Annotated in this window: 30 protein-coding genes; 11 read left to right on the plus strand and 19 right to left on the minus strand. The window is 43.4% G+C overall.

Features of this window, described 5'->3' with window-relative positions:
- The first annotated feature begins 24 nt into the window (after positions 1-24).
- Genes A7D14_RS12120 through A7D14_RS12130 form a run of 3 tightly spaced genes read left to right on the plus strand, consistent with a single transcriptional unit; the run spans position 25 to position 2,366 of the window.
- Positions 25-381: a hypothetical protein gene (locus A7D14_RS12120; protein ID WP_067034818.1), complete on the plus strand. Its 357-nt coding sequence runs from the start codon at positions 25-27 to the stop codon at positions 379-381.
- A gap of 2 nt (positions 382-383) precedes the next feature.
- The gene (locus A7D14_RS12125) at positions 384-692 is read left to right on the plus strand and encodes an antibiotic biosynthesis monooxygenase family protein (protein ID WP_067034821.1); all 309 of its coding nucleotides are present in this window, start codon (positions 384-386) and stop codon (positions 690-692) included.
- 6 nt (positions 693-698) lie between these two features.
- Positions 699-2,366, plus strand: a complete 1,668-nt coding sequence (locus A7D14_RS12130) for a glycerol-3-phosphate dehydrogenase/oxidase (protein ID WP_067034824.1) — start codon at positions 699-701, stop codon at positions 2,364-2,366.
- Here the strand turns inward: A7D14_RS12130 and A7D14_RS12135 are convergent.
- Together A7D14_RS12135 and A7D14_RS12145 are read right to left on the minus strand one after the other, a co-directional pair.
- Complete coding sequence (locus A7D14_RS12135) at positions 2,363-3,364, minus strand: NAD(P)H-dependent glycerol-3-phosphate dehydrogenase (RefSeq protein ID WP_067034827.1); 1,002 nt, start codon at positions 3,362-3,364, stop codon at positions 2,363-2,365. The genes A7D14_RS12130 and A7D14_RS12135 overlap by 4 nt on opposite strands.
- 411 nt (positions 3,365-3,775) lie before the next feature.
- Positions 3,776-4,624: an AraC family transcriptional regulator gene (locus A7D14_RS12145; protein ID WP_067034833.1), complete on the minus strand. Its 849-nt coding sequence runs from the start codon at positions 4,622-4,624 to the stop codon at positions 3,776-3,778.
- A gap of 140 nt (positions 4,625-4,764) precedes the next feature.
- Between A7D14_RS12145 and A7D14_RS12150 the strand changes: the two genes are divergently transcribed.
- Both A7D14_RS12150 and A7D14_RS12155 read left to right on the plus strand, forming a co-directional pair.
- Positions 4,765-5,730 carry a phytanoyl-CoA dioxygenase family protein gene (locus A7D14_RS12150; RefSeq protein ID WP_067034836.1) on the plus strand — a complete coding sequence of 322 codons (966 nt, stop codon included), beginning with the start codon at positions 4,765-4,767 and terminating at the stop codon, positions 5,728-5,730.
- Positions 5,731-5,812: 82 nt separating this feature from the next.
- Positions 5,813-7,339, plus strand: a complete 1,527-nt coding sequence (locus A7D14_RS12155) for a SulP family inorganic anion transporter (protein WP_067034838.1) — start codon at positions 5,813-5,815, stop codon at positions 7,337-7,339.
- 5 nt (positions 7,340-7,344) lie between these two features.
- Here the strand turns inward: A7D14_RS12155 and A7D14_RS12160 are convergent, their stop codons facing one another.
- The 11 genes from A7D14_RS12160 to A7D14_RS12210 form a co-directional block, all read right to left on the minus strand.
- On the minus strand, positions 7,345-7,947 hold the full coding sequence (locus A7D14_RS12160; protein WP_083158087.1) for a DinB family protein: 603 nt from the start codon (positions 7,945-7,947) through the stop codon (positions 7,345-7,347).
- A gap of 9 nt (positions 7,948-7,956) precedes the next feature.
- A complete protein-coding gene (locus A7D14_RS12165; RefSeq protein ID WP_067034840.1) occupies positions 7,957-8,439 on the minus strand; it encodes a YciI family protein in 483 nt (160 codons plus the stop codon).
- A gap of 110 nt (positions 8,440-8,549) precedes the next feature.
- Positions 8,550-8,903: a YciI family protein gene (locus tag A7D14_RS12170; RefSeq protein ID WP_141673376.1), complete on the minus strand. Its 354-nt coding sequence runs from the start codon at positions 8,901-8,903 to the stop codon at positions 8,550-8,552.
- An 11-nt stretch (positions 8,904-8,914) separates the two neighbouring features.
- Positions 8,915-9,400, minus strand: a complete 486-nt coding sequence (locus A7D14_RS12175; RefSeq protein ID WP_067034846.1) for a hypothetical protein — start codon at positions 9,398-9,400, stop codon at positions 8,915-8,917.
- 2 nt (positions 9,401-9,402) lie between these two features.
- Positions 9,403-10,218 carry an META domain-containing protein gene (locus A7D14_RS12180; RefSeq protein WP_067034849.1) on the minus strand — a complete coding sequence of 272 codons (816 nt, stop codon included), beginning with the start codon at positions 10,216-10,218 and terminating at the stop codon, positions 9,403-9,405.
- Entirely contained in the window at positions 10,215-10,634 is a 420-nt protein-coding gene (locus A7D14_RS12185; protein WP_067034851.1) for an META domain-containing protein, read from the minus strand. Before A7D14_RS12185 ends, A7D14_RS12180 begins: the two co-directional genes overlap by 4 nt.
- A 94-nt stretch (positions 10,635-10,728) precedes the next feature.
- The gene (locus A7D14_RS12190) at positions 10,729-11,436 is read right to left on the minus strand and encodes a membrane or secreted protein (protein ID WP_067034854.1); all 708 of its coding nucleotides are present in this window, start codon (positions 11,434-11,436) and stop codon (positions 10,729-10,731) included.
- An 81-nt stretch (positions 11,437-11,517) separates the two neighbouring features.
- Positions 11,518-12,000, minus strand: coding sequence for a c-type cytochrome (locus A7D14_RS12195; RefSeq protein ID WP_067034857.1), 483 nt, complete (start codon positions 11,998-12,000; stop codon positions 11,518-11,520).
- A 119-nt stretch (positions 12,001-12,119) separates the two neighbouring features.
- On the minus strand, positions 12,120-13,079 hold the full coding sequence (locus A7D14_RS12200; protein ID WP_067034860.1) for a YheT family hydrolase: 960 nt from the start codon (positions 13,077-13,079) through the stop codon (positions 12,120-12,122).
- On the minus strand, positions 13,079-14,080 hold the full coding sequence (locus A7D14_RS12205; RefSeq protein ID WP_067034863.1) for a bestrophin family protein: 1,002 nt from the start codon (positions 14,078-14,080) through the stop codon (positions 13,079-13,081). Before A7D14_RS12205 ends, A7D14_RS12200 begins: the two co-directional genes overlap by 1 nt.
- A 55-nt stretch (positions 14,081-14,135) precedes the next feature.
- Positions 14,136-15,113: an NAD(P)H-dependent flavin oxidoreductase gene (locus A7D14_RS12210; RefSeq protein WP_067034867.1), complete on the minus strand. Its 978-nt coding sequence runs from the start codon at positions 15,111-15,113 to the stop codon at positions 14,136-14,138.
- A 114-nt stretch (positions 15,114-15,227) separates the two neighbouring features.
- Here A7D14_RS12210 and A7D14_RS12215 point away from each other — a divergent pair, with 114 nt between their 5' ends.
- Positions 15,228-15,701, plus strand: a complete 474-nt coding sequence (locus A7D14_RS12215) for an acyl-CoA thioesterase (RefSeq protein ID WP_067034871.1) — start codon at positions 15,228-15,230, stop codon at positions 15,699-15,701.
- Positions 15,702-15,736: 35 nt separating this feature from the next.
- On the opposite strand, the gene A7D14_RS12220 is transcribed toward A7D14_RS12215, so the two are convergent.
- From A7D14_RS12220 to A7D14_RS12240, 5 genes are all read right to left on the minus strand, one after another.
- A complete protein-coding gene (locus A7D14_RS12220; RefSeq protein WP_141673378.1) occupies positions 15,737-16,033 on the minus strand; it encodes a hypothetical protein in 297 nt (98 codons plus the stop codon).
- A 210-nt stretch (positions 16,034-16,243) separates the two neighbouring features.
- A complete protein-coding gene (locus A7D14_RS12225; protein ID WP_067034877.1) occupies positions 16,244-17,137 on the minus strand; it encodes a DMT family transporter in 894 nt (297 codons plus the stop codon).
- Entirely contained in the window at positions 17,134-17,487 is a 354-nt protein-coding gene (locus A7D14_RS12230; protein WP_067034880.1) for an arsenate reductase family protein, read from the minus strand. Before A7D14_RS12230 ends, A7D14_RS12225 begins: the two co-directional genes overlap by 4 nt.
- 47 nt (positions 17,488-17,534) lie before the next feature.
- A complete protein-coding gene (locus tag A7D14_RS12235; RefSeq protein WP_067034883.1) occupies positions 17,535-18,227 on the minus strand; it encodes an aspartate/glutamate racemase family protein in 693 nt (230 codons plus the stop codon).
- 205 nt (positions 18,228-18,432) lie between these two features.
- Entirely contained in the window at positions 18,433-18,735 is a 303-nt protein-coding gene (locus A7D14_RS12240; protein ID WP_067034886.1) for an ArsR/SmtB family transcription factor, read from the minus strand.
- 80 nt (positions 18,736-18,815) lie between these two features.
- Here A7D14_RS12240 and A7D14_RS12245 point away from each other — a divergent pair, with 80 nt between their 5' ends.
- Together A7D14_RS12245 and A7D14_RS12250 are read left to right on the plus strand one after the other, a co-directional pair.
- Positions 18,816-19,289 carry a DinB family protein gene (locus tag A7D14_RS12245; protein WP_067034889.1) on the plus strand — a complete coding sequence of 158 codons (474 nt, stop codon included), beginning with the start codon at positions 18,816-18,818 and terminating at the stop codon, positions 19,287-19,289.
- 155 nt (positions 19,290-19,444) lie between these two features.
- On the plus strand, positions 19,445-19,996 hold the full coding sequence (locus tag A7D14_RS12250) for a conjugal transfer protein TraO (RefSeq protein WP_067034892.1): 552 nt from the start codon (positions 19,445-19,447) through the stop codon (positions 19,994-19,996).
- A 19-nt stretch (positions 19,997-20,015) separates the two neighbouring features.
- On the opposite strand, the gene A7D14_RS12255 is transcribed toward A7D14_RS12250, so the two are convergent.
- Positions 20,016-20,756, minus strand: a complete 741-nt coding sequence (locus tag A7D14_RS12255; protein ID WP_067034895.1) for a DUF3298 and DUF4163 domain-containing protein — start codon at positions 20,754-20,756, stop codon at positions 20,016-20,018.
- An 85-nt stretch (positions 20,757-20,841) separates the two neighbouring features.
- On the opposite strand from A7D14_RS12255, the gene A7D14_RS12260 reads away from it, so the two are divergent.
- The 3 genes from A7D14_RS12260 to recO all read left to right on the plus strand — a co-directional run bounded on the left by A7D14_RS12260 (position 20,842) and on the right by recO (position 24,280).
- Positions 20,842-21,996: a cystathionine gamma-synthase gene (locus A7D14_RS12260; protein ID WP_067034897.1), complete on the plus strand. Its 1,155-nt coding sequence runs from the start codon at positions 20,842-20,844 to the stop codon at positions 21,994-21,996.
- A 130-nt stretch (positions 21,997-22,126) separates the two neighbouring features.
- Entirely contained in the window at positions 22,127-23,470 is a 1,344-nt protein-coding gene (gene gdhA, locus A7D14_RS12265; protein WP_067034900.1) for an NADP-specific glutamate dehydrogenase, read from the plus strand.
- Positions 23,471-23,560: 90 nt separating this feature from the next.
- Entirely contained in the window at positions 23,561-24,280 is a 720-nt protein-coding gene (gene recO / locus A7D14_RS12270) for a DNA repair protein RecO (RefSeq protein ID WP_067034904.1), read from the plus strand.

Here is a 24,280-nt window from a genome sequence, read left to right on the forward strand (position 1 = left end):
ACCTTTGGAATTCTTATCAAGAACATGGCAAGGGACGAAAAATTAAAGGAACGGTGGGAGCTTTTGGTGGAAAAATTGTCAGCACAGTTTTCCGATGGTGACCCCTTGGAAATGGATGGGATCATTTATTTGGTCGGGGTGCAGGAACTGGGGCATTTTCACCGCAGCTTCAAAAAAGACGAGAAAATCAATCTGATGCACATCGCCATTTGTAGGCTGTTGGAGCCATATGGGTACTATGATTTTGATTTTTTTGATGAAGAGGGTTGGCCCCACTACAAAATAAAGGAGCAATTACCACCATTGAAGGCAGGCGAACAGTCGGTTTTGATGAAGGAAGCCGTGGTCAATTATTTTTTGGAAAAGGAATATATCGTTTAAATATGGAGCTACAAAAACCCTACTACGCAGTCATTTTCACCAACACCCGCACCGAGGGTGACAATGGTTACGGCCAAATGGCCGAGGAAATGGAACAATTGGCCCGGCAACAGCCCGGATTTTTGGATTTTGAAAGTGCCAGGGATGGGTTGGGCGTAACCATAAGCTATTGGGAAAGTTTGGAGGCCATTGCCCACTGGAAGGCCAATATGGATCACAGAGAGGCGCAGAAAAAGGGCATCAAAGAATGGTATTCCTGGTACAAGGTCCGGATTTGCAAGGTGGAACGCGAGTATGAATTCACCAAATAAAATAGTATGAGTGGAGACATTCCGTTTTCAAACCTAAACCGAAAGGAAAACCTCAGAAAAGTCTCAAAAGAGACTTTTGACCTTGTGGTCATTGGGGGAGGGATCACTGGGGCGGGGATTGCTCTGGACGCATCATCGCGTGGTCTCAAGGTTTTGTTGCTGGAAAAGGGAGATTTCGCTTCGGGCACCAGTAGTAAATCCACTAAATTGATCCATGGTGGGCTTCGCTACTTAAAGCAATTCGATTTTTGGCTGGTGAAGGAAGTGGGCTCCGAAAGGGCCATTGTGCATAAACTTGCACCCCATCTGGTCATTCCAGAAAAAATGTTGCTGCCATTGATAGAGGGCGGTTCCTACGGAAAATGGCTGACATCCATCGGCCTAAAGGTCTACGATATTCTGGCCCAAGTTTCTGGGGATGATAAACGGCAGATGCTGGAGAAAAAAGAAGCCCTTAAACTGGAGCCTCTTTTGCCCAAAAAAATATTGAACGGGGCGGGCTATTATGCCGAATACCGCACCGATGACGCCCGACTCACTTTGGAGAACCTCAAAACCAGCCTCCAATTTGGTGCGCAGGCCTTCAATTATGCCAGGGTCACCGATTTTGTGTATGATAATGAAAGTGTGGCAGGGGTAAAATTTTATGATGAAGTTTTTGGGGATGAATGTAGTGTTTCCTCAAAATATGTGATCAATGCGGCAGGGCCGTGGGTGGATGAACTTCGTTCCATTAACCATTCCAAAAGGGGAAAACGCTTGCATTTGACCAAGGGCGTTCACTTGGTGTTTCCGAAGGAAAAACTTCCCGTCCAACAATCGGTCTATTTTGATATCCCTGATGGCAGGATGATGTTTGCCATTCCAAGGGGAAAGGTAACCTATGTTGGCACTACGGATACCAACTTTAATCTGGACAAGGATCATGTGACCACCGATATTGCAGATGCCATTTATTTGATATCAGCCGTGAACAATATGTTCCCGGACATTAATTTGGAGTTGGACGACATCATTTCCTCTTGGGCAGGATTGCGCCCGTTGATTCATGAAGAGGGGAAATCGGCTTCAGAACTTTCACGTAAGGATGAAATCTTCACTTCCGAAACGGGATTGGTAAGTATTGCCGGGGGGAAGTTGACAGGCTACCGGAAAATGGCGGAGCGGGCCGTAAACCGAATAGCTCGGAACATGGAAGAGGACCACAATGTGGAATTGGAGCCTTGTACCACGGACAAGATACGGTTATGCGGAAGCGATTTTATAAAGTTCAAACACGTAAAAAAATACATTGCCCAACTATTTGATCGTATCAAGGACAGTGGTTTCACGGAATATGATGCATGGTATTTGGTGACCACCTATGGCAAACAGACCGAGACCATTTTAGAGCATTATTCTTCAATTGCCGGTTCTGATGTGCATGAACGGATGATCCGGGCAGAGGCACAATTTGCCATTGCCCATGAGATGGCACTGAATCCGTTGGATTTCTTTATAAGACGCACGGGACGCCTTTATTTTGATATAGACAGTGTCCGAAGCTATACATCTCCTATTTTGGAAGAATTCCAGAAAGCTTATAACTATTCATCTGAAGAAATGGATGCCTTTTCCAAGGAATTGGGCGCTCAACTAAAAGAGCATTCCGATTTTTCGTTGGAGCGGGGTTAATCCAACTTCTCCGTCAGCTTCTCAAACACCTTTTTCGGGTTCTTGTTTTTGTAAAGTACTTGGTACACCGCGTTGATGATGGGCGTTTTGGACTTTTTTTGCAATTTGTCCATTAGATCATGGGCACTTTTCGTGGCGTAATAGCCTTCGGCGACCATATTCATTTCCATCATGGCACTTTTAACGGTATAGCCCTTGCCGATCATATTCCCGAACAAGCGGTTTCTACTGAAAGTGGAATAGCCCGTCACCAACAAGTCCCCCAAATAGGCAGATGCGTTGATGTTGCGTTTCATTTTGTAGACCCGATCAATAAAACGTTTCATTTCACGGATTGAATTGCTCATCAACACGCTTTGAAAGTTGTCGCCGTACCCAAGGCCGTGGGCAATTCCGGCGGCAATGGCATAAATGTTCTTCAGCATGGCGGCATATTCGGTGCCAATGATATCATCCGAAATTTTGGTGCGGATGTAATCACTTTTCAAGGCTTGGGCCACCAACTTGGCATTGTCCGCATCGGCACAGGCAATGGTAAGATAGGATAGTCGTTCCAAAGCGACTTCCTCTGCATGGCATGGACCTGTAATGACCCCGATGTTTTTAAAGGGCAAATTATAATTTTTATGAAAGTGTTCCCCAACAATAAGCCCGCTTTCCGGAACAATCCCTTTGATGGCTGAAAAAACGATTTTGTCATCCAAAGAAGTGTTCAGGACCTTTAGTTCCCCATCTAAAAAAGCAGAGGGAATGGCAAAAATCAATACATCCGAGGCATCTATCATTTTATTGATATCATGGTTCAAAACCAGTTTTTCCACATCAAACTCCACCGAACTTAAATAATTGGGATTGTGCCCTTCCTTCATGATGTGCCGGATGGCAGATTCGTTTCGCATGTACCATCCAACGGTATCCATGTTCTCCGACAACATTTTAACCAGGGCCGTTCCCCAGCTTCCTCCTCCAAAAACGCCAAACCTCAGTTTGTTTTCCATGCACCTAATTTAGTCAGCAAAGCTAAAAAATATATCACTCCTTTGTTAATTACTGATTATCAAAAAGTTATAGATTTTGTAGTGGTGCTTGGTCCAAATGTGGCCCATAATTCCAAAAACTTTAACACTCGATTATGACTACTTGGGCAATGATTATTTTGAGATATACGTTATTAATGACAGTACCGTTGAGCTGTACCATATGTTTAGCGGAACTATTTATGAGTTCACTGGAAGAGAGTTTCAGCAGTACTTGAAATTGGGCAATGAGACAGGCAAGAAAAGGGTAAAAACCAAAAATCCTGTCATGAACGTTGTCCGACAAATAAAAATGTAAGGAAATAATATAGTCTGCGACTATACAAACAAGTTTTTTGGTTGGTTATTTAGTTAAGAATCGCCCCGGGCACTTCAGCTTGGGGCGTTTCTTTTTTTGTAATCCGAAGGATTCTCTCCACTTATCTTTTTAAAAGTCCGATTAAAATAAGATAAACTTTCAAAACCACATTCGTAGCAGGTTTCGCCTATGTTCCTGCCCGTCAGCAACAACCGTTTGGCTTGGGTTATCCGATATTGATTTAAGAAATTGGTGAATGTGCTCCCCGTATTTTTTTTGAAATACCTGCAAAAAGCCTCTTTGCCCAAGTTGACCGATGCGGCAATGTCGTCCAAGACTATTTTTTTGGAATAATTCTCATCAATATAGGAATATACCTTTTGCAATCGTTCTTGCTGTTTTTCGGCCTTGTTGTTGATAATGGGATTGGTGTGCAGTAGGGTAAATTCATCACTTTTGGCCAAAACTTTGAGGAGTCGTAAAATTTTAAGGAACTGCTCAAACCTTCCCATGGCTTGCAACTGCTTCATGATGCTGCCAACAATTTTCTTGGTTTCCCCATAAAAAGCGATTCCGTGTTGCGATTTTTCCAACAGCCCATATACATCTTCCAGTTCCTCAATTTCACTAAAAACCTTTTCCTTAAAAGAAGCACTTATGTGCAAAACCTCTTTGTGATATGCTGTTTTTATACCGTGATCAAAATTCAAATGGGGAATGTTGGAGCCAATCAGAACTAGATCGCTGCCCTTAAAATTGGAGGTGTGCCGCCCAACGTGCCGTTTGCCATTGGCACCCTCAATATACACCAGTTCAAACTCGGGATGGAAATGCCAAAAAAAGAGGTCGTTCAATTTGGGGTTGTGCAATAAATGAAAAGAACTCTTGTCGTTCGGTTGTATGTTTTCCAATTGAATTTTCATTGTATTGCTTAATTATTTTTAAAAATAGCCAATAAAAATCAATATAGTTCAAACATTGGTCAACACTAGGGTGGAAACCCGAAAATTACCCACATAGTTTTGGGGTATCCATTGTTCAACCAAGAAAACAGAAATACATCATGCAACAAAAAATAGAAATGGCCAACAAGGCCCACGAAGCAATACCGGGAAATCCATCCACGGCGACCAGTAGTAAAAAGAAACTCAATGATCGATCCAATGGAGAACCGTTGCGGGTGTTGTCCGAAGAGGATTGGGCATTTTGGATCGAGAACGGATACATTGTGATAAAAAATGCGGTTCCAAAGGAACAGGCCAAGGCTACGGCCGATTTTTTATGGGAGTTTGATGAAAAAGACCCGAACGACCCCGACACCTGGTACGCTCCCCCGCGGGCGGAAATGAAAATGAAAGAGCTAACGGGAACCGGAATGGTGGAGGTATACAACCACCAGCATTTGTGGAACAACAGACAAACAAAAAAAGTGTACGATGCCTTTGTGGATATTTGGGGCACTGAAAAACTTTGGGTGACCATAGATCGTGCCAATTTGAATATGCCCCAACGCCCGGGGGAGAACAAAAAGGGATTTATCCATTGGGATTACGACCCCGAGACCAAACCTCAAAATGTGCAGGGGGTGTTGGCACTGGCCGACCAAACCGATGAAAACATGGGCGGTTTCCAATGCATTCCGTGGCTGTATCGAAATTATGATACTTGGAAGCGGAGCCAGCCAGAGGACCGGGACCATTTTCAGCCCGATGTAACAGGGTTGGAGGACAAAATCGTAAAAGTGAAACTGGAATCCGGTGACCTCCTGATTTTCAACAGTACCCAACCCCATGGCATTCGTCCCAACAAATCAGGGAATAAGGTGCGGATTGCACAATACATTTCCATGATGCCCGCTGAAGAAGACAATGAAGAACTGCGTACATGGCGAATCAACTCGTGGAAAAACAGAATTGCCCCCGAAGGCTATGCGTTCCCAGGAGACCCCAGAAAATGGGAGCAAACCAAATACGAAACCGCCAAATTAAGTCCGCTTGGCGAAAAGTTATTGGGGTTGACCAACTGGTAGATTATCAAATCCTTAAAAACTTCCAGCCAATTAGGGTCTTGCATTTAATAATGTTATTTTTGCCCGCTTCAAGAAAGAAGCCATGAAAAAATACCTCAACCTTTTTGATTTTTCCCAAAAGGTAAACTATCGCACAGAAATTTTATCGGGCTTAACCGTTGCGCTTGCCCTGGTGCCAGAGGCCATTGCCTTTGCCTTTATTGCAGGTTTGTCCCCTTTAACCGGATTGTACGCCGCATTTGTCATGGGTTTGGTCACTTCAATTTTGGGTGGTAGACCTGGAATGATCTCTGGAGCAACCGGTGCCGTGGCTGTGGTCATTGTGAGCCTGGCCCAGCAATATGGGGTGGAATATGTTTTCGCCACCGTAATTTTGGCGGGACTTCTGCAAATGGCAGCTGGACTACTTCGCCTTGGAAAATTGATGCGTTTGGTGCCCCATCCCGTTATATTTGGCTTTGTGAACGGGTTGGCGGTGATAATTTTTATGTCGCAGATGAGTCAGTTCCAAACGGTGGATGGCGAATGGTTGGGCGGAAGCACACTATATATTTTCTTGGGATTGGTACTGTTGACCATGGTGGTTATTTGGGGGCTTCCTAAATTGACCAAGGTGGTTCCCGCGTCTTTGGCCGCTATTCTGTTGGTATTTGGCATTGTGTTTTTCTTTGGATTGGACACACGAACCATTGGGGATATCGCTTCCATCCAAGGTACATTTCCTCCTTTTCATATTCCTGATCTTCCTTTTACGTTGGAAACCTTGCAGATCATATTTCCCTTCGCCGCAATTATGGCGGGTGTTGGTTTGATTGAAAGCCTTTTGACCCTGAACATCATTGATGAAATTACCGAAACACGAGGTAGGGGCAATAAAGAAGCTGTGGCCCAGGGTACGGCCAATATTCTCTCTGGACTATTCTCTGGAATGGGGGGTTGCGCCATGATCGGACAGAGTTTGATCAACACCTCCAATGGTGCAAGGGCACGTCTTTCAGGCATTGTAGCTGCTTTAATGCTCTTGGTATTTATCATGTTTGGCTCCGGCCTGATTGAAAAAGTACCCATGGCCGCACTTACAGGTCTGATGATCATGGTGGCACTGGGCACCTTTGAATGGGCCAGCTTGCGAACCTTTAGGCGTATGCCAAAATCTGATGTTTTGGTGATGGTACTGGTGACCTTGGTAACCGTTTTTCTCCACAATTTGGCCTTGGCCGTTTTGGTGGGGGTTATTATTTCAGCTTTGGTTTTTGCTTGGGACAATGCCAAACGTATTCGGGCTAGAAAACACATTGATGAGGATGGGACAAAACATTATGAAATCTACGGCCCCCTCTTTTTTGGGAGTACCACACTCTTTTCAGAAAAATTTGACGTCATCAATGACCCGGATGAGGTAGTGATCGATTTCGCTGAAAGCCGACTGGTGGACATGTCGGCCATTGAAGCCGTGAACAAAATCACCGAACGCTATCGCAAAGTGGGCAAAAAAGTGCACTTGAAGCATTTGAGCCGGGACTGTAGGCGACTATTGGCCAACGCCGATGACATTATTGAAGTAAATGTGTTGGAAGATCCAACCTACAAAGTAGCAGTGGACAAGTAAAAGGGTTATTCCCTTGTCTTTCCCAACAGCACATTTACGTTGGGGTTTTGCGGATTTCCACTCGTCCTGCGCATTAAAACAATCTGCCCGGTGTGATAAATAGCATCCGAGATCATGCCATTGATCAGGTTCCAAAAAGGAAGCACCGTCTGCTGGTCACCCCTTTGAAAAATAATGTTGAACTCCTCAAGATTTTGGGAACTTTCCCCCAGCAGATTATCACTTGTTGTTTTAAGATTTTCCAAGGTCTTTTGGCGAAGCTCCTCATACGAGAAAGCCGATAAATCCATTCGGGTGTTGGGCGTGGCTGTGGTAGCATTAACAATATTGATGGTCAAACCATAAATGTGCCGCAAGGTTTCCAAGCTGCTCCTTCCTTCTTCCGAAGGTTTGTACTCCAAATCGTTTTGGGTCAGTCCTTCCGATGCCCAATAATAGCGATATCCCAGCCCATCGATCATGCGGGCCGCAACATTACCGGCCGTGTAGGTTTCGGGATAATCGGGAATTTCATGATAAGGTAGTTTCATGTCTTGGGCTTGAAGTTGTGTCACTAAAGTAAAAAAGAAAACCAAGCCCAAGCGTTTTAGGATAGAACAGTTTTTCATGCTATTGAATTAGTTGGTGATTGATTTTTTGGCAAGGGTAAGGCCAATTTCATTCACTTCCTTGAGTGCCGCGGAACCATACCATTCTTTTAATTCCATGACCAAGCTTCCGGCTTGTATGGCTGGGTCGGTTTCGGTGAGTTTTTGTGCCTCTTCAATGGAATCCACATCAAAAATGTAAATTCCACGCAGGTCATCGTTGCCAAAAAAGGGACCGGCCAGCACCAATTTTCCTTCTTGTGCCATTTTTCCGATATTTTGCAGGTGAGCCGTTTGCAATTCCGCTGCTTTCTCTTCGGGAAGATCACGGTTTGGCCCTCTTTTCAGAAAGGCAAAAACGTATTTTTTCATCCCGTAGTCATCAGCACCATACGCTTTGGCTTTCTCTGCATTGTAAACCACTTCATTGTGTTCTGTGTTTTCAGAAGCGGATTGTGCCCTCGCCGCAAAACAACTGAGCAAAGCGAAAAGGCAAATAATTTTTGAATTCATATCGATTGTTTTTAGTAAGCCTGTCAATCAAAAATAACTATTTGAAAATCAAAACCTAACCGATTTATTGCCAAAAAGAGGGGGCAAAAGTGCAAGCTTTTCCAATCCGCTCAATCAAAACATCCTTTATAAAAAACATTGAACGGGTGCACCTCCACATTGAACAATTGGTTTTGCAGTGAAACATCCTCAGATAATAGGCTTTTTGCAGATTCCAGATCAGCGGCTTGAAGAACGATCATTCCGGTATCACTGTACCGAGCACCCATCACAATGGTGTTTTCTTTCCTGAGTTTGGACAAAAAAGCGGAATGTTCCTTAAAATAAGGTTGGTCATTGGGTTGTTTGTCCATGTCCCAAAGCGCGCCAACGGTGTAGAGGGCCACAAAATGTGATTTCTGTTCTTCGCTTTCCTGGGCATTCATAACGAAGGGCAACAAGAACAACAAAATAAGGTGTTTCATTCCAGTAGTGTTTACATTTCAGAATCGCAATCGGTCTTGCTCAAAGGCATGGACGAGCTGAAACTCAATGCGTTTTTATCTTTGAAGGCCGTTCCCGTTTCATCCAATTCGCCATAGCCCTCGATCAGTTGATCATCTTTCAACAAAAAGACAATTTCACGAGTGCTCTCCATGCCTTCGGAAACAAAGGTGTAGCTGCCAATAAGAATACTATCTTTCAACTCGCCAGCGAAGGTCCCTGTATTGGCATCCTTTTCTTTGAGGGCATAATCTAGATTTCCGAGGACAGTTTCTGAGACAGCGGTGATTTCAAAACGGATTTTGTTACCATTGGCTTCATAGATATAGCACCCTGTTTCCAAAATTGGAGATGAGGTTTCCATTTTTTCTTCGGTCATTTCTGTTGAAATCTCCGGTTCAGCGCTGTTCTTTTCTTCTTTGGTTTTACAGTTTACAGCCAATATTATCAGGAAGAAGACAAGTGCTATTTTTTTCATATTCAATCTATTTTTTTGAAAACAAGAAGCTTTTCCTGACTGCCATTGGACAGATACAATCTATTATTTGCTATGGAATATTTGGTAATGGCCTGAAGATTCTTCAAAAATTCCGATTCTTTGCCCATGTCCGGACAGGCCATTCTTGTACCGGCCACTTGGGTAAAACGGAGCAAATCTTTTTCAAAGAATAGGCTTCCTGTCATTCTGTTGCATCCAGAGAATCCCGAAAACCGGTTGTTGTTGATATTGATTTCCATGTTGGGCACATCCTTTCCATTAAAATCTTCTTTGGAAACCGTCTTTCCATCCATCTCCTCTAGCACCCAAATATCATGTAATCTATAATCCGTAACATAGGAACCACAACCCTCCAAGGCAAATGTTTCATCCTCACCCGTTCGTTTATAGGCTATGGTAACGGTATAGGGCGATTTTTCACCGGACATGGCGTTGGTGCATTCCTTCTGCGCTATGATCACATCAAGCTGCACAGCCTCGGTTTGGATACGGTACATGCTTATGTTGGAGTCCTGTGCCTTAATGGGCTCAGTATTTGGAGTGGTGATGGTGTCCTCCATCATGTTCAACTCCACCCTGTCCTCCAGAATTTTTAGTCCCCAAAAAGGCTCAGTACCCGTGGCCTTAAAATAGCTTCCATCTGGAGTTACTGCCAAAGGTTCCATTTTTTTAGACTTGACCTGTACGGTATCGGCAGTTGTTTCAACGGACTCATTTTCTGTTGGTTCTTGTTTTTTCTTCTCGATACAGCTCATAAAAAAGAGCAGCATTCCTATGATGATAAGTCCCTTTCTCATGGCTCAACTTTTTTAAAACGCATCATGGGGACGTCACCTATCAAAAGCGTGAGCTTGCCATCTTCCATGGCATATCCGTCTATCTTTTGCATCATGTTGAGGAATTGTCGTTCCCCTCCTCCACAGAACATCATGGTGGTGGGGCCGGGTTCACCAAAAGAGAGGGCATTTTGGTTTAATTCGTAGTCAGCGGAATAGCCGTTGCAACTGTCGGTACCGGAAACTTTTGAGGTTTCTTTGTCGAAAGCAATCTGCGGTTTTTTCTCTGGAAAAAGCCCATCAAAGGCAATGCGTGGTCCAGAAATGTACTCCAATTCCCAAGTGGTGTTGAAGAGCGCTTCGGAATCGTCCGGTTTTGGATTACAGGAAGCACCCAAAACCAGCACAGAGAAAAAAAGGATGACCAAGGGTTTCATTTGTGCAGAAAATTATAGTTAATGGTTCAGAAAAATACTAAAAAATGTCATGAACCCACACGCTATCAGGTTAATAAATGGAGAAGAAAGTGATTTACTCCATTCTTTTGCTCCAGACTTCGTAAATAGGGTCCCCTTTACTACTTAATCCAGAATGATGCCAATCCCCATCCTTGAGCTCATAATTGAACTGTAAACTTGCTCCGACCCTGGAGTCGTCTCGGGAAAAGAAACCGATGTTTTCGGTATATTTGCCATCAACAGTGGTGTAGGAGCCTCCGCCAGTACCCATAAATTGCTTGGTTTCGGTGTTGAAGGCAATCCATTGAAATCGGGTTCCTGAGAGAATTTTCATGGTTTTTCGAGGTCCAGAGGTGTCACGTTTCACGATTTCACCATCGCGCTTACGTCCAGAAATCAACCATGCCCCGGCCAAATCCCCTGGAGAGCCGTCGTCCAAGCGGGACCATATTTTGTCATCAATATGGAGTTTTCCATCAACAAATTCATAGGGTGCACTGTTGGTTGTCCCCACAAGAGCGGAATCGAAGGAAGCAAATTCCAAAGTATAGGTAAGCATTCCATTTTCCGAGGTAAAGTTTCCGCCCATCGTGCCTAGGAATTTACCGGTTTCCTTTTCAAAGAAGGCCTCGGAAAAATAGCCATCGGAAACAATGGTTACGTATTGTACTTCAACCCCAGTTTCATTGGTTTTTGTCGCTTCCCAAGCCCCTTGAAAACTTTGGGCAGAGATAAAGTAGAGGGGGGTAAAGACTAAAATTGAAAAAAGACACTTTTTCATAATGTGGAATGTTTATTAAACAAAAAATGCTGTTGCTTTACAAGAAAACAACAGCATTTCAAAGATTTTATGGGCAATGCTCTACAGCGTCCTTAAGTACTCAGCCACATCCCTGGCCTCGTCTTCGGTAAGGTTTTGGTTGAGCATGATCGCATTATTGTATTCTTTCAACAAGGCTTTTGCTATGGGATCTTCTTTGAGCATTCCATCGGGGTTCAAGATTATGTTCATGACCCATTCTGGGCTTCTACGCTCATAGACTCCTTGCATGGCAGGACCAATCATGCGTTTGTCCACCATGTGGCAAGCCACACAGATGGATTCGAACTTCGCCTTTCCACGGGCAGCCATTTCTTCATCAATTTCAGTGCCGAAATCCACATTTTCAATGGGACCGACCCCTTTATTGTCCAAATCAACGGGCACACCTTCGGTAGCCTTGGCCTTTGTCTCTTCAGTTTTGGTACGGCTTACTTCAAAACCATCATCCTTTTTTTCTTCTTTTTTTCCGCCACAGCTGGCCACAAGGGCTCCCAATGCTACGAAAAGGAGTATTTTTTTCATCTTGATCAATTCTGTTGAAGTTTGATTAAATTACAGCAACTAAGATAGGTAATTGAAGACTAATTTTATAGTGGTTTTTGTATTAGATATAACCATTCACCTTTGCAGAATAATCCAACTTACAGAAGGTCAAAGAATTCCAAGGCTCTTTTCTCGGTATAGGTAATGTTCTTTTTTCCCAAAAAACCGACATGTCCGCCATATTTTGGCGTCTCCAAATATAAGTTTGGATTAAGTCCCACTTCGGAAAAAGGATAACATTCCGGCCCCAAAAAAGAATCATCCAGTGCATTTATGATAAGACTCGGCACCTTAATGTTGGGCAAAAATTGCAGGGAACTGCATTGTGTGTAATAGTCCAGGGCATCTTTAAAATTATGGGCCTTGCTGGTGTAGACATCATCAAAATCCTTTAGGGTTTTGATTTTATTGATATCGGAATCGGTGATGAGCTCTGGAAACATTGCTTGTTTTTGTCTGAGCTTGCCAATCAAATTTCCTTTAAACCGAATGGCATAGTGGATATTATGAAAAGATAAAAGTTGTTGGCACGAACTGTGCAAATTGCACGGCACTGAAACGGCAACGACTCCCTTTATTTCCTTCGGAATGGTATGGTCCTCACCCAAATATTTAAGAACGAGGTTTCCACCCAAGCTAAAGCCTTTAATGTAGATTTCCGAATAGTCTTTGGTCTTGAGAATATGGTCGATGACTTCCCTAAGGTCCTCAGTAGCCCCAGAGTGGTAGGAGCGGTAAAGCATGTTGGGTTCTCCACTGCATCCACGATAGTTAACGGCACAGGCATCAAACCCATTAAGGTTAAAAAGTTTGGCGCTTCCCGTAATGTAGGGTCGTTGGCCATCACCCTCCAACCCGTGGAGCAAAACGACCAGTTTTTGGGTTGGGGTAATGGATTCGCTCCAGTCCAAATCCAAAAAATCACCATCGGACAAGGTCAACCGTTCCCGCTTTTGGACCACTCCATTGACCTTTCTGAAAAGACCACAGTAAATGGTGGCTAGATGGGCATTCCTAAAAATTAGTGGCGGAGTGTAATCTGAGGAAACTTGGGGCATTAATATAAAATGTTATGCTGTGGTTGTATTTTTTCTGGAAGGTTCTGTTCATCCAGCATATCACGAAGATCAATTTCTATTGTGCGACAGAGTGCGGTCATGGGTACATCATTGATTCGGCCTTCAAAAGGATCTTCACTGTTGCTACCCACTTTTTCCATAGTGGTGAACATCCAGGAAATCAATACAGAGAAGAAGACCATAAGCCCAAGATACCACCAGTTTTGACCTGCATCCAGACTTTTCAATTGAGTCTCAAAAACGTTGAGCAATCCAAAGGGTAACAGCAGAATAAAGATCCAAGTAAACACGGTGCTGAAATATGCGTATTGCCGAGGAAAAGGAGTATTCTTAATACGCTCACACATGCCTTGGAGGTTGTACATTTCTTCTAGGTTATTGTGGAGGACCTGCTTGTCAAATTCAGTTATTTTGTCCTCGCTTAATAGCTGCTTTAGGTGCTGCCCTTGATTTTTTACTAGGTGGGTGGCCACATTTTTCCGTTTTTCCAAGTCGGCTATTTCCTCTGCGGACAAGAGCAATTCCATACCACTGCATGCTGGATTCCTTTCCCCGTGCCTATCAAATAAGCGCTCCACGGCTCGGTTCTCGCGAATGGAAAAGCTATTGGGCTGCCGCAACTGTATGCGAAGGGCGTTGATCCAGGCAATATGCCGATAAATCAAGGTAATTTGGGCATTTCTATCATTTTCCACAAAGCTCAGCACATTATTGGCCCAGGTGCGAGAATAGTTTACGATACCTCCCCAGATTTTTCGACCCTCCCAAAAACGATCATAGCTTTGGCTGTTCTTGAACCCAATGTAAAAAGCAACGGCGATACCAATTACGGATAGTGGTTGGAATGGAATATCGATATGCGTCCAGCCCAAGTTATAATAGAGGTAAAAAATAGCACCGGCATACAGGACAAAGAAGATGAGGTTTTTCCAGGCATACCTCAAAATGATGCCCCAGGATATATTTCTTTTAATATACATGGAAATACAAAAGTTGATTAGCTATTACCAAAATACAAAAGAAAAGTTAGTGTACTCAGTCCTTGGGGAAAGTCTCCAACAGCTTGGCCTGTTCTTGAATGGCCGCCTTAAACTCGCTCTTGAGGTTTTCCACCAACTTTGAAACTGGCAGCACATTGTCAATGGCCGTGACGCCCTGTCCGGCAGACCAGATGGTTTTCCATGCCTTGGCCTCGGTATCGAGTTCCTTGCCAAAATCGATTTTATGGTCTTTTTTCAAATCTTCCTCCGAAATACCGGCGGCATTTAGGCTGGCGGCCAAAAAGTTGGCATGAACTCCGGAAATGGCAGCGGTGTACACTACATCATTGGCTCCGGCTTCAATGATCATTTTTCGGTATTCATCAGTGGCCTTGCTCTCTTCGGTATTGATGAAACGGGTCCCCATATAGGCTAAATCGGCCCCCATTTGCATCGCTGACGCAATATCCCTACCGTTACTGATACACCCTGAAAGGATGATGGTCTTATCGAAGATTTTTTTCACTTCGGTCACCAAACTCATGGGGTTGATGTTCCCGGCATGCCCTCCGGCACCAGCAGAAACCAGAATCAAACCATCCACACCTGCTTCGGCGGCCTTTTCCGCATGCCGTTTTTTGATGATGTCATGGAACACCAGCCCTCCATAACTATGGATGGCATCCACCACCATGCTCACGGCTCCAAGTGAAGTGATCACCAAAGGGACCTTGTGCTTCATGCAGAGTTTTACATCGGCCTCCAATCTGGGATTGGTGGGGTGAACAATCAGGTTTACACCAAAAGGAGCGGCCTTTTTACCGGTTTCCTCCTCGAATTGTTGTAGTTCTGTTTTTATTTGAATGAGCCATTCCTCAAACCCCTCGCTGGTACGCTGGTTGAGGGCAGGAAATGTTCCAACAATGCCATTTTTGCAACATTCCACCACTAATTTAGGGCCGGATATGAGGAACATGGGGGCGGCTACAACAGGTAGCGATAGGTCTTTGATGAATTCGGCTTTTTGGCTCATGGGTTTTGTGTTACTATGTTTAAAAATAGAATTATTAATGCGACTTCATTGGAATTGGTTTATAAAACTATGGTATTTTTGTCATCTATTATGCATGCATAACAAATAACTGCTATGTTTTTTAAGGAATTTGAGATTCGATGGAGCGATTTGGATGCCAATCGTCATTTGGCCAACTCGGCCTATGTTAACTTTATGAGCCATACCCGGTTGGCGTATTTGGGACAACTGGGCTTTAACCAAAAAAGTATGGGAGAACACAACATTGGCCCCGTGATCTTTTATGAACACATGTACTATTTTAAGGAAGTGTTTGCCGGAAAGCCCGTAAAGGTTTCATTGGACTTTAAGGGAATGAGCGAGGACGGGATGTTCTTTGAGTTTCACCATGATTTTTACGACAGCGAGGGTAAAAATTTTGCCCGTTGCCAAATGATGGGGGCTTGGATAGACTTGAAGGAGCGAAAATTGATCGGATTGCCCGAGGAATTCTTGCAAGCTTTTGGCCGTATGGAAAAGGCTGACGATTTCAAGGTTTTGACCAAGGCCGATACCAGAAAGTTTGTCCAAATCCCAAAAGATTTATAGCCTTATTTTTCTTCATTTAAGGAACATAGGGGGCATTAGTTGTTTTCCTTGTCCCCAATTTTTCCCCACAGTGCTTTTTTGCTTGTCATTACATAGATAAAACGCCCAACGATGCATGCAAGAAAAACGGAAAAACCCAATTCCACCACGGACATTTGCGGCTTGTTCAGGCGTAATAGAAAACCTAATGGCCCCTCAAGTTGAAAAGGGGTATCAATTTGCGCCATTTTCCATGATTCGGGAAGAAACCCATTTGCCAGATCTGGCAACCAATAAAATGCGAGATAAATTAGCCCTAGTTCCAACAATGGATTTATTTCAAAGGCTTTCACCAGTTTTTTTTCAAACCAAAGTAGTGCCACAAACAGCAGGAGGCCCATACCGATTCCATAAAGTAGTAATAGATTCATGATGTAGTTATTCGGCCAAGTATAGCAGCCAATTAAAGCGGTAAGCTACAGTCCAAAAATGGGATTTTGAGGTGTTAATTGATAAACACCCCATACAACTTGATGAATAACAGATTGGGAAAAACTACTAGATCAGGTTTTGGGCTTGGGTCGTTTCCCGGCCAGGTACACTCCCAGCAATACCAGGCAAGTGGCCAAAATCTTGACCAAGGTAAGGTGGTCTTTGCCAGAGAACAGGGCAAACAGTATACCAATAAGGGGCTGTACATAGATAAAGGCCCCAACCGTTGATGCCTTGAGTTCTGTAAGGGCGAACACATTGAACAGATAGGTCAAGAAGGTGGTGCCGATCACCACAAAAGCCACGGAACCGTATACCCAAAGGGGCATGGTGGCCCATTCAATTTCCAAAAATTCTGGCAGGGTTATGGGAAAATTCATGATGAAGCCTAGGCCAAACAACCATTTCATCAGGTTGAAGGGATGGTATTTTTCCAATAGCTTTTTCACCAGGATAAGGTAAGAGCCGTAACAGGTGGCATTTACAATGAACAGAAAATTGCCCAGCGGTATGTTAGGGGCATCTTGTCGGATTTCGGCACCGAAAAGGATAAGTCCCAGTGCACCAATAAAGCCTAAAAAAATACCCAGCCCCTTATTTAATGTAATCCGTTCGCTAAGAAATAAAGCGGACAGAATTACCACAATAATAGGGGTAATGGTCACCAAAACCGCGCTGTTGATGGGTGTGGAAAGCTGTAGGCCCTTAAAAAAAGCCAACATATTAATGACCATCCCCAGAAAGGAACAGGCCAGAATTCGTCCCCAATCCTTTTTCTCGATTTTCTCTTTGGGCCCAAAAAAGGAAATCAGGGTAAACAAGAGGGTGGCCCCTCCCACCCGCAACATGATAAAAGCATAGGGCCCCACATAATCTGGCATGGCACCCTTGGCAATAGTATGGTTAAGGCCATAAATAACCGTGGCCCCGATGGCGGCCAAAATTGCCAGTGTTCTTTTGCTCATGGGTGAAGGGCCTCTTTTGCGGCCTGGACCACTTTTTTGGAGTTGCCGATAAAAATTTGCCCATCAACCAGAATAACAGGTCGTTTTAAAAAGGTATAATGTTCAAGAATGAGATTCTTATAATCGTTTTCGGAAAGTTGTTTCTCGTGCAATCCTTTTTGTCGGTAGAGCATGGCCCTTTTGCTGAACAAAGGCTCGTATCCTCCGGCAAGGGAGGCCATTTCCTCCAATTGCTCCGAGGTCATTGGTTCTGTCTTAATTTCTTGCAATTGGACACCATCCAAAGGTTCCAATTCTTTTAAAATGCGTTGGCAGGTAGAGCAGCTGCCCAGATGGTAAATCTTTTTCATAATCACGTTCTAAGGCACAAAGGAAGTCAAAAATGAATCAAAACCCATTAAGAAAGTGCAAATTCAACCGCTTTTTGGGCATGGATTTTAGTAGTGTCAAAGGTAGGGATCGAGGCTTCATGGTCTGGAATGAGCATGGGAAGCTCCGTACAGCCCAAGATGGTACCTTGGGCCCCTTGCACCTCCATTTTTTTGATAATGTCCAAACAAAACATTTTTGATGCATCGGTAAAAATCCCTTTTACTAATTGATTATAGATGATGGAGTGCAGGGCGTCCCTATCCCCTAGATCTGGAACAATGACCTCAAGGCCAAAATCCTCGGTAAGAATTTTGGTGTAAAAATCATTCTCCATGGTAAATTTGGTCCCCAAAAGTGCCACTTTGGCCATTCCCTTTGCCTTAATGGCTTCCCCCGTGGCTTGGGCAATATGAAGAAAGGGGACAGTAATGGCATCTGTGATGAAGTTACTCACCAAATGGATGGTATTGGTACCCAGTAGGACAACATCTGAACCGGCAATTTCCAATTTTTTGGCATGCTCGGCCATTAAATCTCCAATTTTATCCCAATCGCCAGAAAAGGAATAGCGTTCAATTTCATCAAAATCGACTGAGGTAAGAATGCTTTTTGCGGAGTGTGAGCCTCCCAATTGACTCCTTACCATTTCATTGAGGTGCTGGTAGTATATTTTTGAGGATTCCCAACTCATCCCACCGATCAATCCAATAGTTTTCATTTTGTGTTCTTTTGGAAATTATTACTTGATTTTTGATATGTCTTCTGCCCCTTCGACTGTAAAGGAAGTCAATAGGCATTTTATTTTCTCGACCAATATGCTCCTTGTTTTTTGGATTGGAACAATTTGGTCTGGGCAGATATAGGTTACATTGCACTCCATAATATTCAGATTTCGCTATTTGTCAATATGAGTTCATAAAAAATTACAGCTCGTTTCTAATGGCGTTCATATAGGCCGTAATGACCTCTTCATTTCTTTTGTAGTAGGTCCATTTGCCATGTCTTGTGGGAATCACCAAATTGGCATTCTGCATGGAGTTCAAATAGGTTGATACGGTGGATTGTGACAATCCGGTCTTATCTTGGATATTGCCCACACATACACCATCATCAAAATGATCAATATCTTTATGGGGCGGAAAATTTAATTCCGGGTTTTTTAACCATTTTAAAATATTAACCCTAGTTTTATTGGACAAAACCTTATTGATTTCAACGATATCCATAAGACAAATATAATTCAAATATTTACATATCTAGAAAAATAGATGTGTTTTAACGAAACGAAGCTTTTTTGATCAATGTAATGGAAAAGATATTTGACATCCTCCTCAAGAATAGAAAAATACTGCACGACCTATTGCAAAATACCCCAAAGGAAGACCTGTATAAAATCCCCGAGGGATTCAACAATAATATTTGGTGGAACATTGCCCACGTAGTGGTGACCCCCCAATTATTGGTGTATGGCTTAAGCGGGCTGGATTATACCATTGAGGAAGACCTCATCAATACATACCGAAAGGGAACTTTCCCCGAAGGAGAGCCCACTGCACAGGAAGTGGAAAAAATCGCTGCCTATCTTTTTAGCACAGTGAAGCACATTAAGCTGGATTACGATCAGGGTAGATTGAATGTGGAAAATTATAAGGAACTTACCACTTCGGTCAATATAACCTTGACCAGTGCTGAAGATGCCATTGCGTTCAGTGCCTACCATGAAGGGATTCATTTGGGGGCCATCCGCGGCTTGCAAAAAGCGCTTGCCAAAGACCGTTAGGATTTCACATTCATTTTAATAGAACACTTCGCTTTAATTTAGGGTAGCATACCCCCATTTTTAGCCATTTTGTATCTTTAATGTTATAAATGGCGATTGCGCAGTACCCCAAAATGACATTTACGAAGTAATGTCTAGTCCAAATCTTTATCAAAATGAGAAAAACCTACCTTATCTACTGGGTATACTGCACCTTAGTATTGGTTACCTTAGAACAAATCCATTCCCAGCGCGGTAACTTTTCTGTTGGGGTGGTTCCGACCTACAAAACCGATGGCTACGGTATTCAGGCCAACTTAAATTATTCTCGTAGCACGACGGATCATCTCCAAGCTTCATTGGCCGCTACTTTTTCTAAAGAGCAGCCCAATTCTGGAGTTGAGTTTCCTTATGAGGACTATCTGTTCAGTCTTGGGTATTTCACTACGGTTTTGACCTCTCCCAAACGGGGGTTCTTTATTTTCTTCGGGGGTGGGCCTTCCGTAGGGTACAAGTACATCAACAATGGGGAAACTGAATTTCCCTTTGATGCCTTAACCGCCGAAAGCAGCTTTATTTATGGGGGATATGCCTCTTTTGAAATGGATTTCTTTATCTCTGATGCCTTCTCCTTGATTGTTCCCATAAATGGGTTTTACCATTTTAACAGTGATCTAAACGACTCTATGTTGTTGTTGGGAGTTGGTATTCGGTATTACTTGAAATGAGTTTTATTGGTGAAAATGTTCAAGACTTCACCTTTCTTTTTAGGTACACATTGACTTCGGCATAGGGTAATGTCAATACAATGGGCCCATCGGCATAGGAGGCCACTTCATATTGGTTGTAGATCAATTGTACCCCATCTTGGGTATACCCCACATTGTAGGGTAGATGAAACATGTCGCCCTCGAACATAAAACCAGTAGCGTTGATGTTGCTATCCTGGGGAATGTCCTCTTGAATCCTGAACTTGGTCTCCGCAAATTTTTCAAACCCTTCAGGGTCATCAAAAAGCTCCCAGTTTTCCAACTCGGTTCCTTTTCGTTTATCAAAATTAAGATAGCTCGTAGAACCATACCCGTGCGCTCCTCCAGTAAACGTATAGGAATTGACCACAATGGTCACCAAATTGGCATCCTCATAGATGATCTCGCCATTTATCTTGGCTTCCCAGCCAATTTCATCTGGGAATTTGGTCTTTAGCTCTTTGTAACTATCCGTAAAAGAGGCCATGGCTTGATCAATATCCCCAACATCCTCATTTTCACTAAAGGACAATAAGGCAATCACCTCTTCCCGCAGACTGCGGTTTATGGCAGTGGCCACACCTGTATCATCCAACGCATGTGGAATGTTTATTGTAATTTCAGGACAATTCTGGCAAGATTCCCCCTGTAAATTCAGCGGTTCAAAAGTAAGTTTGTGTTCGGTTTGGCAACCAACAAGAATCCAAAGGAATAGAAGTACGCCAAGATACTTTTTCATGAGTGAGGTTTTAGGGTAGTCAAAAATAAGACTTCATTGAAAACTCCGAAAGATAGCAATACATTTGTATGAAGATCCTAAGAAAATGAGCAAAAAAGAGTTACGATTCAACAGCAAGACCATTCACGGAGGCCAACATCCAGACAAAGCCTATGGTGCGGTTATGCCTCCCATTTACCAAACCTCCACCTATGCCCAGACTACACCGGGCGGACATAAGGGCTTTGAGTACTCCCGAAGTGCCAATCCTACCCGGACCGCTTTGGAAAATGCCTTGGCCAGTATAGAAAACGGAAACTATGGATTGGCTTTTGCCAGCGGGTTATCGGCCATTGATGCGGTGATAAAATTATTGGGGCCCGGCGATGAGGTGGTCTCCACCAACGATCTGTACGGAGGAAGTTATCGGCTTTTCAAACAGGTTTTTGAAAAATATGGGATTAAATTCCATTTTATAGGAATGCAGGACATGGATTCCATTGAAGCCCACATTAATGCAAAAACCAAGCTGATTTGGGTGGAAACCCCAACCAATCCCATGATGAATATCATCGATATTAAAGCAGCATCAGCCTTGGCCAAAAAACATAATTTACTACTGGCAGTGGACAATACGTTTGCCACGCCCTATTTGCAAAGACCTTTGGATTTGGGCGCGGATATTGTAATGCACTCGGCCACCAAATATCTGGGCGGCCATAGTGATCTTGTTGTTGGAGCCTTGGTTGTGAAGGATAAGGAACTCGCTGACAAGCTATACTTTATTCAGAATGCCAGTGGTGCTGTTTGTGGTCCCATGGATAGTTTTTTAACCCTTCGCGGAATAAAAACCCTTCATGTGCGCATGCAACGGCATTGTGAAAATGGTGAAGCGATAGCAAAATATTTAGACAAACACCCCAAAATTGAAAAAGTGTACTGGCCCGGATTTGAGTCGCACCCCAACTACAGCGTGGCCAAAAGCCAGATGAGTGGTTTTGGGGGAATGATATCCTTTGTACCCAAGGGAAGCAGTTATGAAGATGCTATCAAAATTGTGGAGAAATTGGAAGTCTTCACCTTGGCCGAATCCTTGGGAGGTGTGGAAAGTTTGGCCGGCCACCCTGCAAGCATGACGCATGCCAGTATTCCAAAGGAAGAAAGAGAAAAAAGTGGAGTGGTGGATGCACTGATTCGTCTCAGCGTGGGCATTGAGGATGCAGGGGATCTCATAGCGGATTTGGAACAGGCCATCGGATAGCCTTATTGAAAAATTTACAAAAAAAGACCAGTATAATTATGTAAATACTATAATTTTGCGGTCAAATTCAAAATTCAATAAAACTGTCTCTAATTAAAGTTGCACCAGCAACAAAATAGCAATCCGTTATATGGAAGAAAAAATTAAAACATTTATGGATGAGGTCATCGCTAGAAATGGCCACGAACCTGAATTCATCCAAGCGGTTCAAGAAGTAGCTGAAACCGTAATCCCTTACATCGCTAAAAATGATATTTATTATGGAAAAAATATCCTTTTGCGAATGGTGGAGCCGGAACGTTTGATCTCATTCCGGGTGGCATGGATAGATGATGACGGTGAAATCCATGTAAATCGTGGATATCGTGTACAAATGAACTCAGCCATTGGACCGTACAAAGGAGGACTTCGTTTTCATCCCACTGTAAATGCCAGTGTACTGAAGTTCTTGGCCTTTGAACAAGTCTTTAAAAATAGTTTGACCACCCTCCCCATGGGTGGTGGTAAAGGAGGTTCCGATTTTGACCCAAAAGGTAAATCAGATGATGAGATCATGCGTTTTTGCCATGCTTTTATGACAGAACTATGCAGACATATTGGTCCCAACACCGATATCCCAGCTGGCGATATAGGTGTGGGTGCCCGTGAAATCGGGTTCCTGTTCGGGATGTACAAAAAAATACGCAACGAGTTTACCGGTGTACTTACCGGCAAAGGCCTTTCTTGGGGCGGTTCATTGATTCGCCCTGAAGCTACCGGTTATGGCACGGTTTACTTTGCCGATAGCATGCTAAAGACCAAAAATGAAACTTTTGAAGGTAAAAAAGTCGTGATTTCAGGCTCCGGGAACGTAGCACAATACGCAGCCGAAAAGGTATTGCAACTGGGAGGAACCGTATTGACCCTTTCCGATTCAGGAGGGTTTATTTACGACAAAGACGGTATTGATGAAGAAAAGCTGGCCTTTGTCATGGATTTGAAGAACAACAAGAGAGGTAGAATCTCAGATTACGTGGACAAATACCCATCAGCAGAATTCCACAAAGGGGAAACCCCATGGAAAGTTGCTTGTGATATTGCATTGCCATGTGCCACCCAAAACGAATTAAATGGTGATGACGCGAAGACATTGATTAAAAATGGGTGCATTGCCGTGGCCGAAGGGGCAAACATGCCTTCCACCCCAGAAGCCATCCACGCATTCCATGAAGCTAGAATTTTATTCGCTCCAGGAAAAGCTTCAAATGCAGGAGGTGTGGCCACTTCAGGATTGGAAATGTCACAAAATTCCCTTCGTATCAGCTGGACCCGAAAGGAAGTTGATGAGCGGTTAAAAGGGATCATGGCGGACATCCACGATTCTTGTATTGAATATGGAAAAGAGGAGGATGGCTACTGCAACTATGTAAAAGGAGCCAATATTGCTGGTTTTGTTAAGGTTGCGGATGCCATGTTGGCCCAAGGAGTGATATAATTCCTATAATCAACCAGAGTTTTTGGTTGGCAGTTACCGGAAGGAGTGTTTATTTTTGCCCTTTCTGTAACTGCTTTTTTTTGACCCCCTATGCAAATAACCACCAAGGCCATAGTACTTTCTTCCCTGAAATATGGCGACACCAGTCTTATTGTGAAGGCATTTACGGCTTCGGATGGACTTAAAACTTATTTGTTGAAAGGAGTCATGGGGTCCAAGAAGGGAAAATTGAAACCGGGTTATTTTCTCCCATTGATGCAATTGGAAATTGTGGCCATCCACAAGAACAAAGGCACTTTGGAAAGCATACGGGAGGTAAAGGTGGCCATGCCCTATAAAACCCTCCACACCGATATTGTAAAAAACAGCATTGTACTTTTCTTGGCCGAAATGCTGGGCAACAGCATCCATGAAGAGGAGCAAAACCATAGCCTTTTCAATTATTTGGAATATGCACTCCTGTGGTTGGATGAGCATCCCGCAAACCCTAATTTTCACCTCCTTTTTTTATTGAATCTCACCAAGTATTTGGGCTTCTATCCAGATACTTCTTTTAAAAACGCGCCTTTCTTTGACCTTCAGGAGGGGAGTTTTTGTCAAACCCCATCACTTAACCCATTGATTCAGAGCGAATTGTTAGATAACTTTAAGGGTTTTTTAGGCACGAATTTTGAGGCATTACAGGCTATACAACTAACGAAGTCTAACAGGCGGGAACTCTTAAAAATGGTCATTCTCTATTTCCGGTTGCATGTGCATGGATTCAGGGAACCAAAGTCCCTTGCCGTATTAAATGCCGTTTTTCAATAA

It is taken from the genome of Allomuricauda sp. CP2A (assembly GCF_001683915.1).
Lineage (GTDB): Bacteria > Bacteroidota > Bacteroidia > Flavobacteriales > Flavobacteriaceae > Flagellimonas.

Coding starts and splice junctions, on each gene's coding strand:
- A7D14_RS12120 (WP_067034818.1), top strand. CDS start 25: ATGGCAAGGGACGAAAAATTAAAGGAACGGTGGGAGCTTTTGGTGGAA.
- A7D14_RS12125 (WP_067034821.1), top strand. CDS start 384: ATGGAGCTACAAAAACCCTACTACGCAGTCATTTTCACCAACACCCGC.
- A7D14_RS12130 (WP_067034824.1), top strand. CDS start 699: ATGAGTGGAGACATTCCGTTTTCAAACCTAAACCGAAAGGAAAACCTC.
- A7D14_RS12135 (WP_067034827.1), bottom strand. CDS start 3,364: ATGGAAAACAAACTGAGGTTTGGCGTTTTTGGAGGAGGAAGCTGGGGA.
- A7D14_RS12145 (WP_067034833.1), bottom strand. CDS start 4,624: ATGAAAATTCAATTGGAAAACATACAACCGAACGACAAGAGTTCTTTT.
- A7D14_RS12150 (WP_067034836.1), top strand. CDS start 4,765: ATGCAACAAAAAATAGAAATGGCCAACAAGGCCCACGAAGCAATACCG.
- A7D14_RS12155 (WP_067034838.1), top strand. CDS start 5,813: ATGAAAAAATACCTCAACCTTTTTGATTTTTCCCAAAAGGTAAACTAT.
- A7D14_RS12160 (WP_083158087.1), bottom strand. CDS start 7,947: ATGAAAAACTGTTCTATCCTAAAACGCTTGGGCTTGGTTTTCTTTTTT.
- A7D14_RS12165 (WP_067034840.1), bottom strand. CDS start 8,439: ATGAATTCAAAAATTATTTGCCTTTTCGCTTTGCTCAGTTGTTTTGCG.
- A7D14_RS12170 (WP_141673376.1), bottom strand. CDS start 8,903: ATGAAACACCTTATTTTGTTGTTCTTGTTGCCCTTCGTTATGAATGCC.
- A7D14_RS12175 (WP_067034846.1), bottom strand. CDS start 9,400: ATGAAAAAAATAGCACTTGTCTTCTTCCTGATAATATTGGCTGTAAAC.
- A7D14_RS12180 (WP_067034849.1), bottom strand. CDS start 10,218: ATGAGAAAGGGACTTATCATCATAGGAATGCTGCTCTTTTTTATGAGC.
- A7D14_RS12185 (WP_067034851.1), bottom strand. CDS start 10,634: ATGAAACCCTTGGTCATCCTTTTTTTCTCTGTGCTGGTTTTGGGTGCT.
- A7D14_RS12190 (WP_067034854.1), bottom strand. CDS start 11,436: ATGAAAAAGTGTCTTTTTTCAATTTTAGTCTTTACCCCCCTCTACTTT.
- A7D14_RS12195 (WP_067034857.1), bottom strand. CDS start 12,000: ATGAAAAAAATACTCCTTTTCGTAGCATTGGGAGCCCTTGTGGCCAGC.
- A7D14_RS12200 (WP_067034860.1), bottom strand. CDS start 13,079: ATGCCCCAAGTTTCCTCAGATTACACTCCGCCACTAATTTTTAGGAAT.
- A7D14_RS12205 (WP_067034863.1), bottom strand. CDS start 14,080: ATGTATATTAAAAGAAATATATCCTGGGGCATCATTTTGAGGTATGCC.
- A7D14_RS12210 (WP_067034867.1), bottom strand. CDS start 15,113: ATGAGCCAAAAAGCCGAATTCATCAAAGACCTATCGCTACCTGTTGTA.
- A7D14_RS12215 (WP_067034871.1), top strand. CDS start 15,228: ATGTTTTTTAAGGAATTTGAGATTCGATGGAGCGATTTGGATGCCAAT.
- A7D14_RS12225 (WP_067034877.1), bottom strand. CDS start 17,137: ATGAGCAAAAGAACACTGGCAATTTTGGCCGCCATCGGGGCCACGGTT.
- A7D14_RS12230 (WP_067034880.1), bottom strand. CDS start 17,487: ATGAAAAAGATTTACCATCTGGGCAGCTGCTCTACCTGCCAACGCATT.
- A7D14_RS12235 (WP_067034883.1), bottom strand. CDS start 18,227: ATGAAAACTATTGGATTGATCGGTGGGATGAGTTGGGAATCCTCAAAA.
- A7D14_RS12240 (WP_067034886.1), bottom strand. CDS start 18,735: ATGGATATCGTTGAAATCAATAAGGTTTTGTCCAATAAAACTAGGGTT.
- A7D14_RS12245 (WP_067034889.1), top strand. CDS start 18,816: ATGGAAAAGATATTTGACATCCTCCTCAAGAATAGAAAAATACTGCAC.
- A7D14_RS12250 (WP_067034892.1), top strand. CDS start 19,445: ATGAGAAAAACCTACCTTATCTACTGGGTATACTGCACCTTAGTATTG.
- A7D14_RS12255 (WP_067034895.1), bottom strand. CDS start 20,756: ATGAAAAAGTATCTTGGCGTACTTCTATTCCTTTGGATTCTTGTTGGT.
- A7D14_RS12260 (WP_067034897.1), top strand. CDS start 20,842: ATGAGCAAAAAAGAGTTACGATTCAACAGCAAGACCATTCACGGAGGC.
- gdhA (WP_067034900.1), top strand. CDS start 22,127: ATGGAAGAAAAAATTAAAACATTTATGGATGAGGTCATCGCTAGAAAT.
- recO (WP_067034904.1), top strand. CDS start 23,561: ATGCAAATAACCACCAAGGCCATAGTACTTTCTTCCCTGAAATATGGC.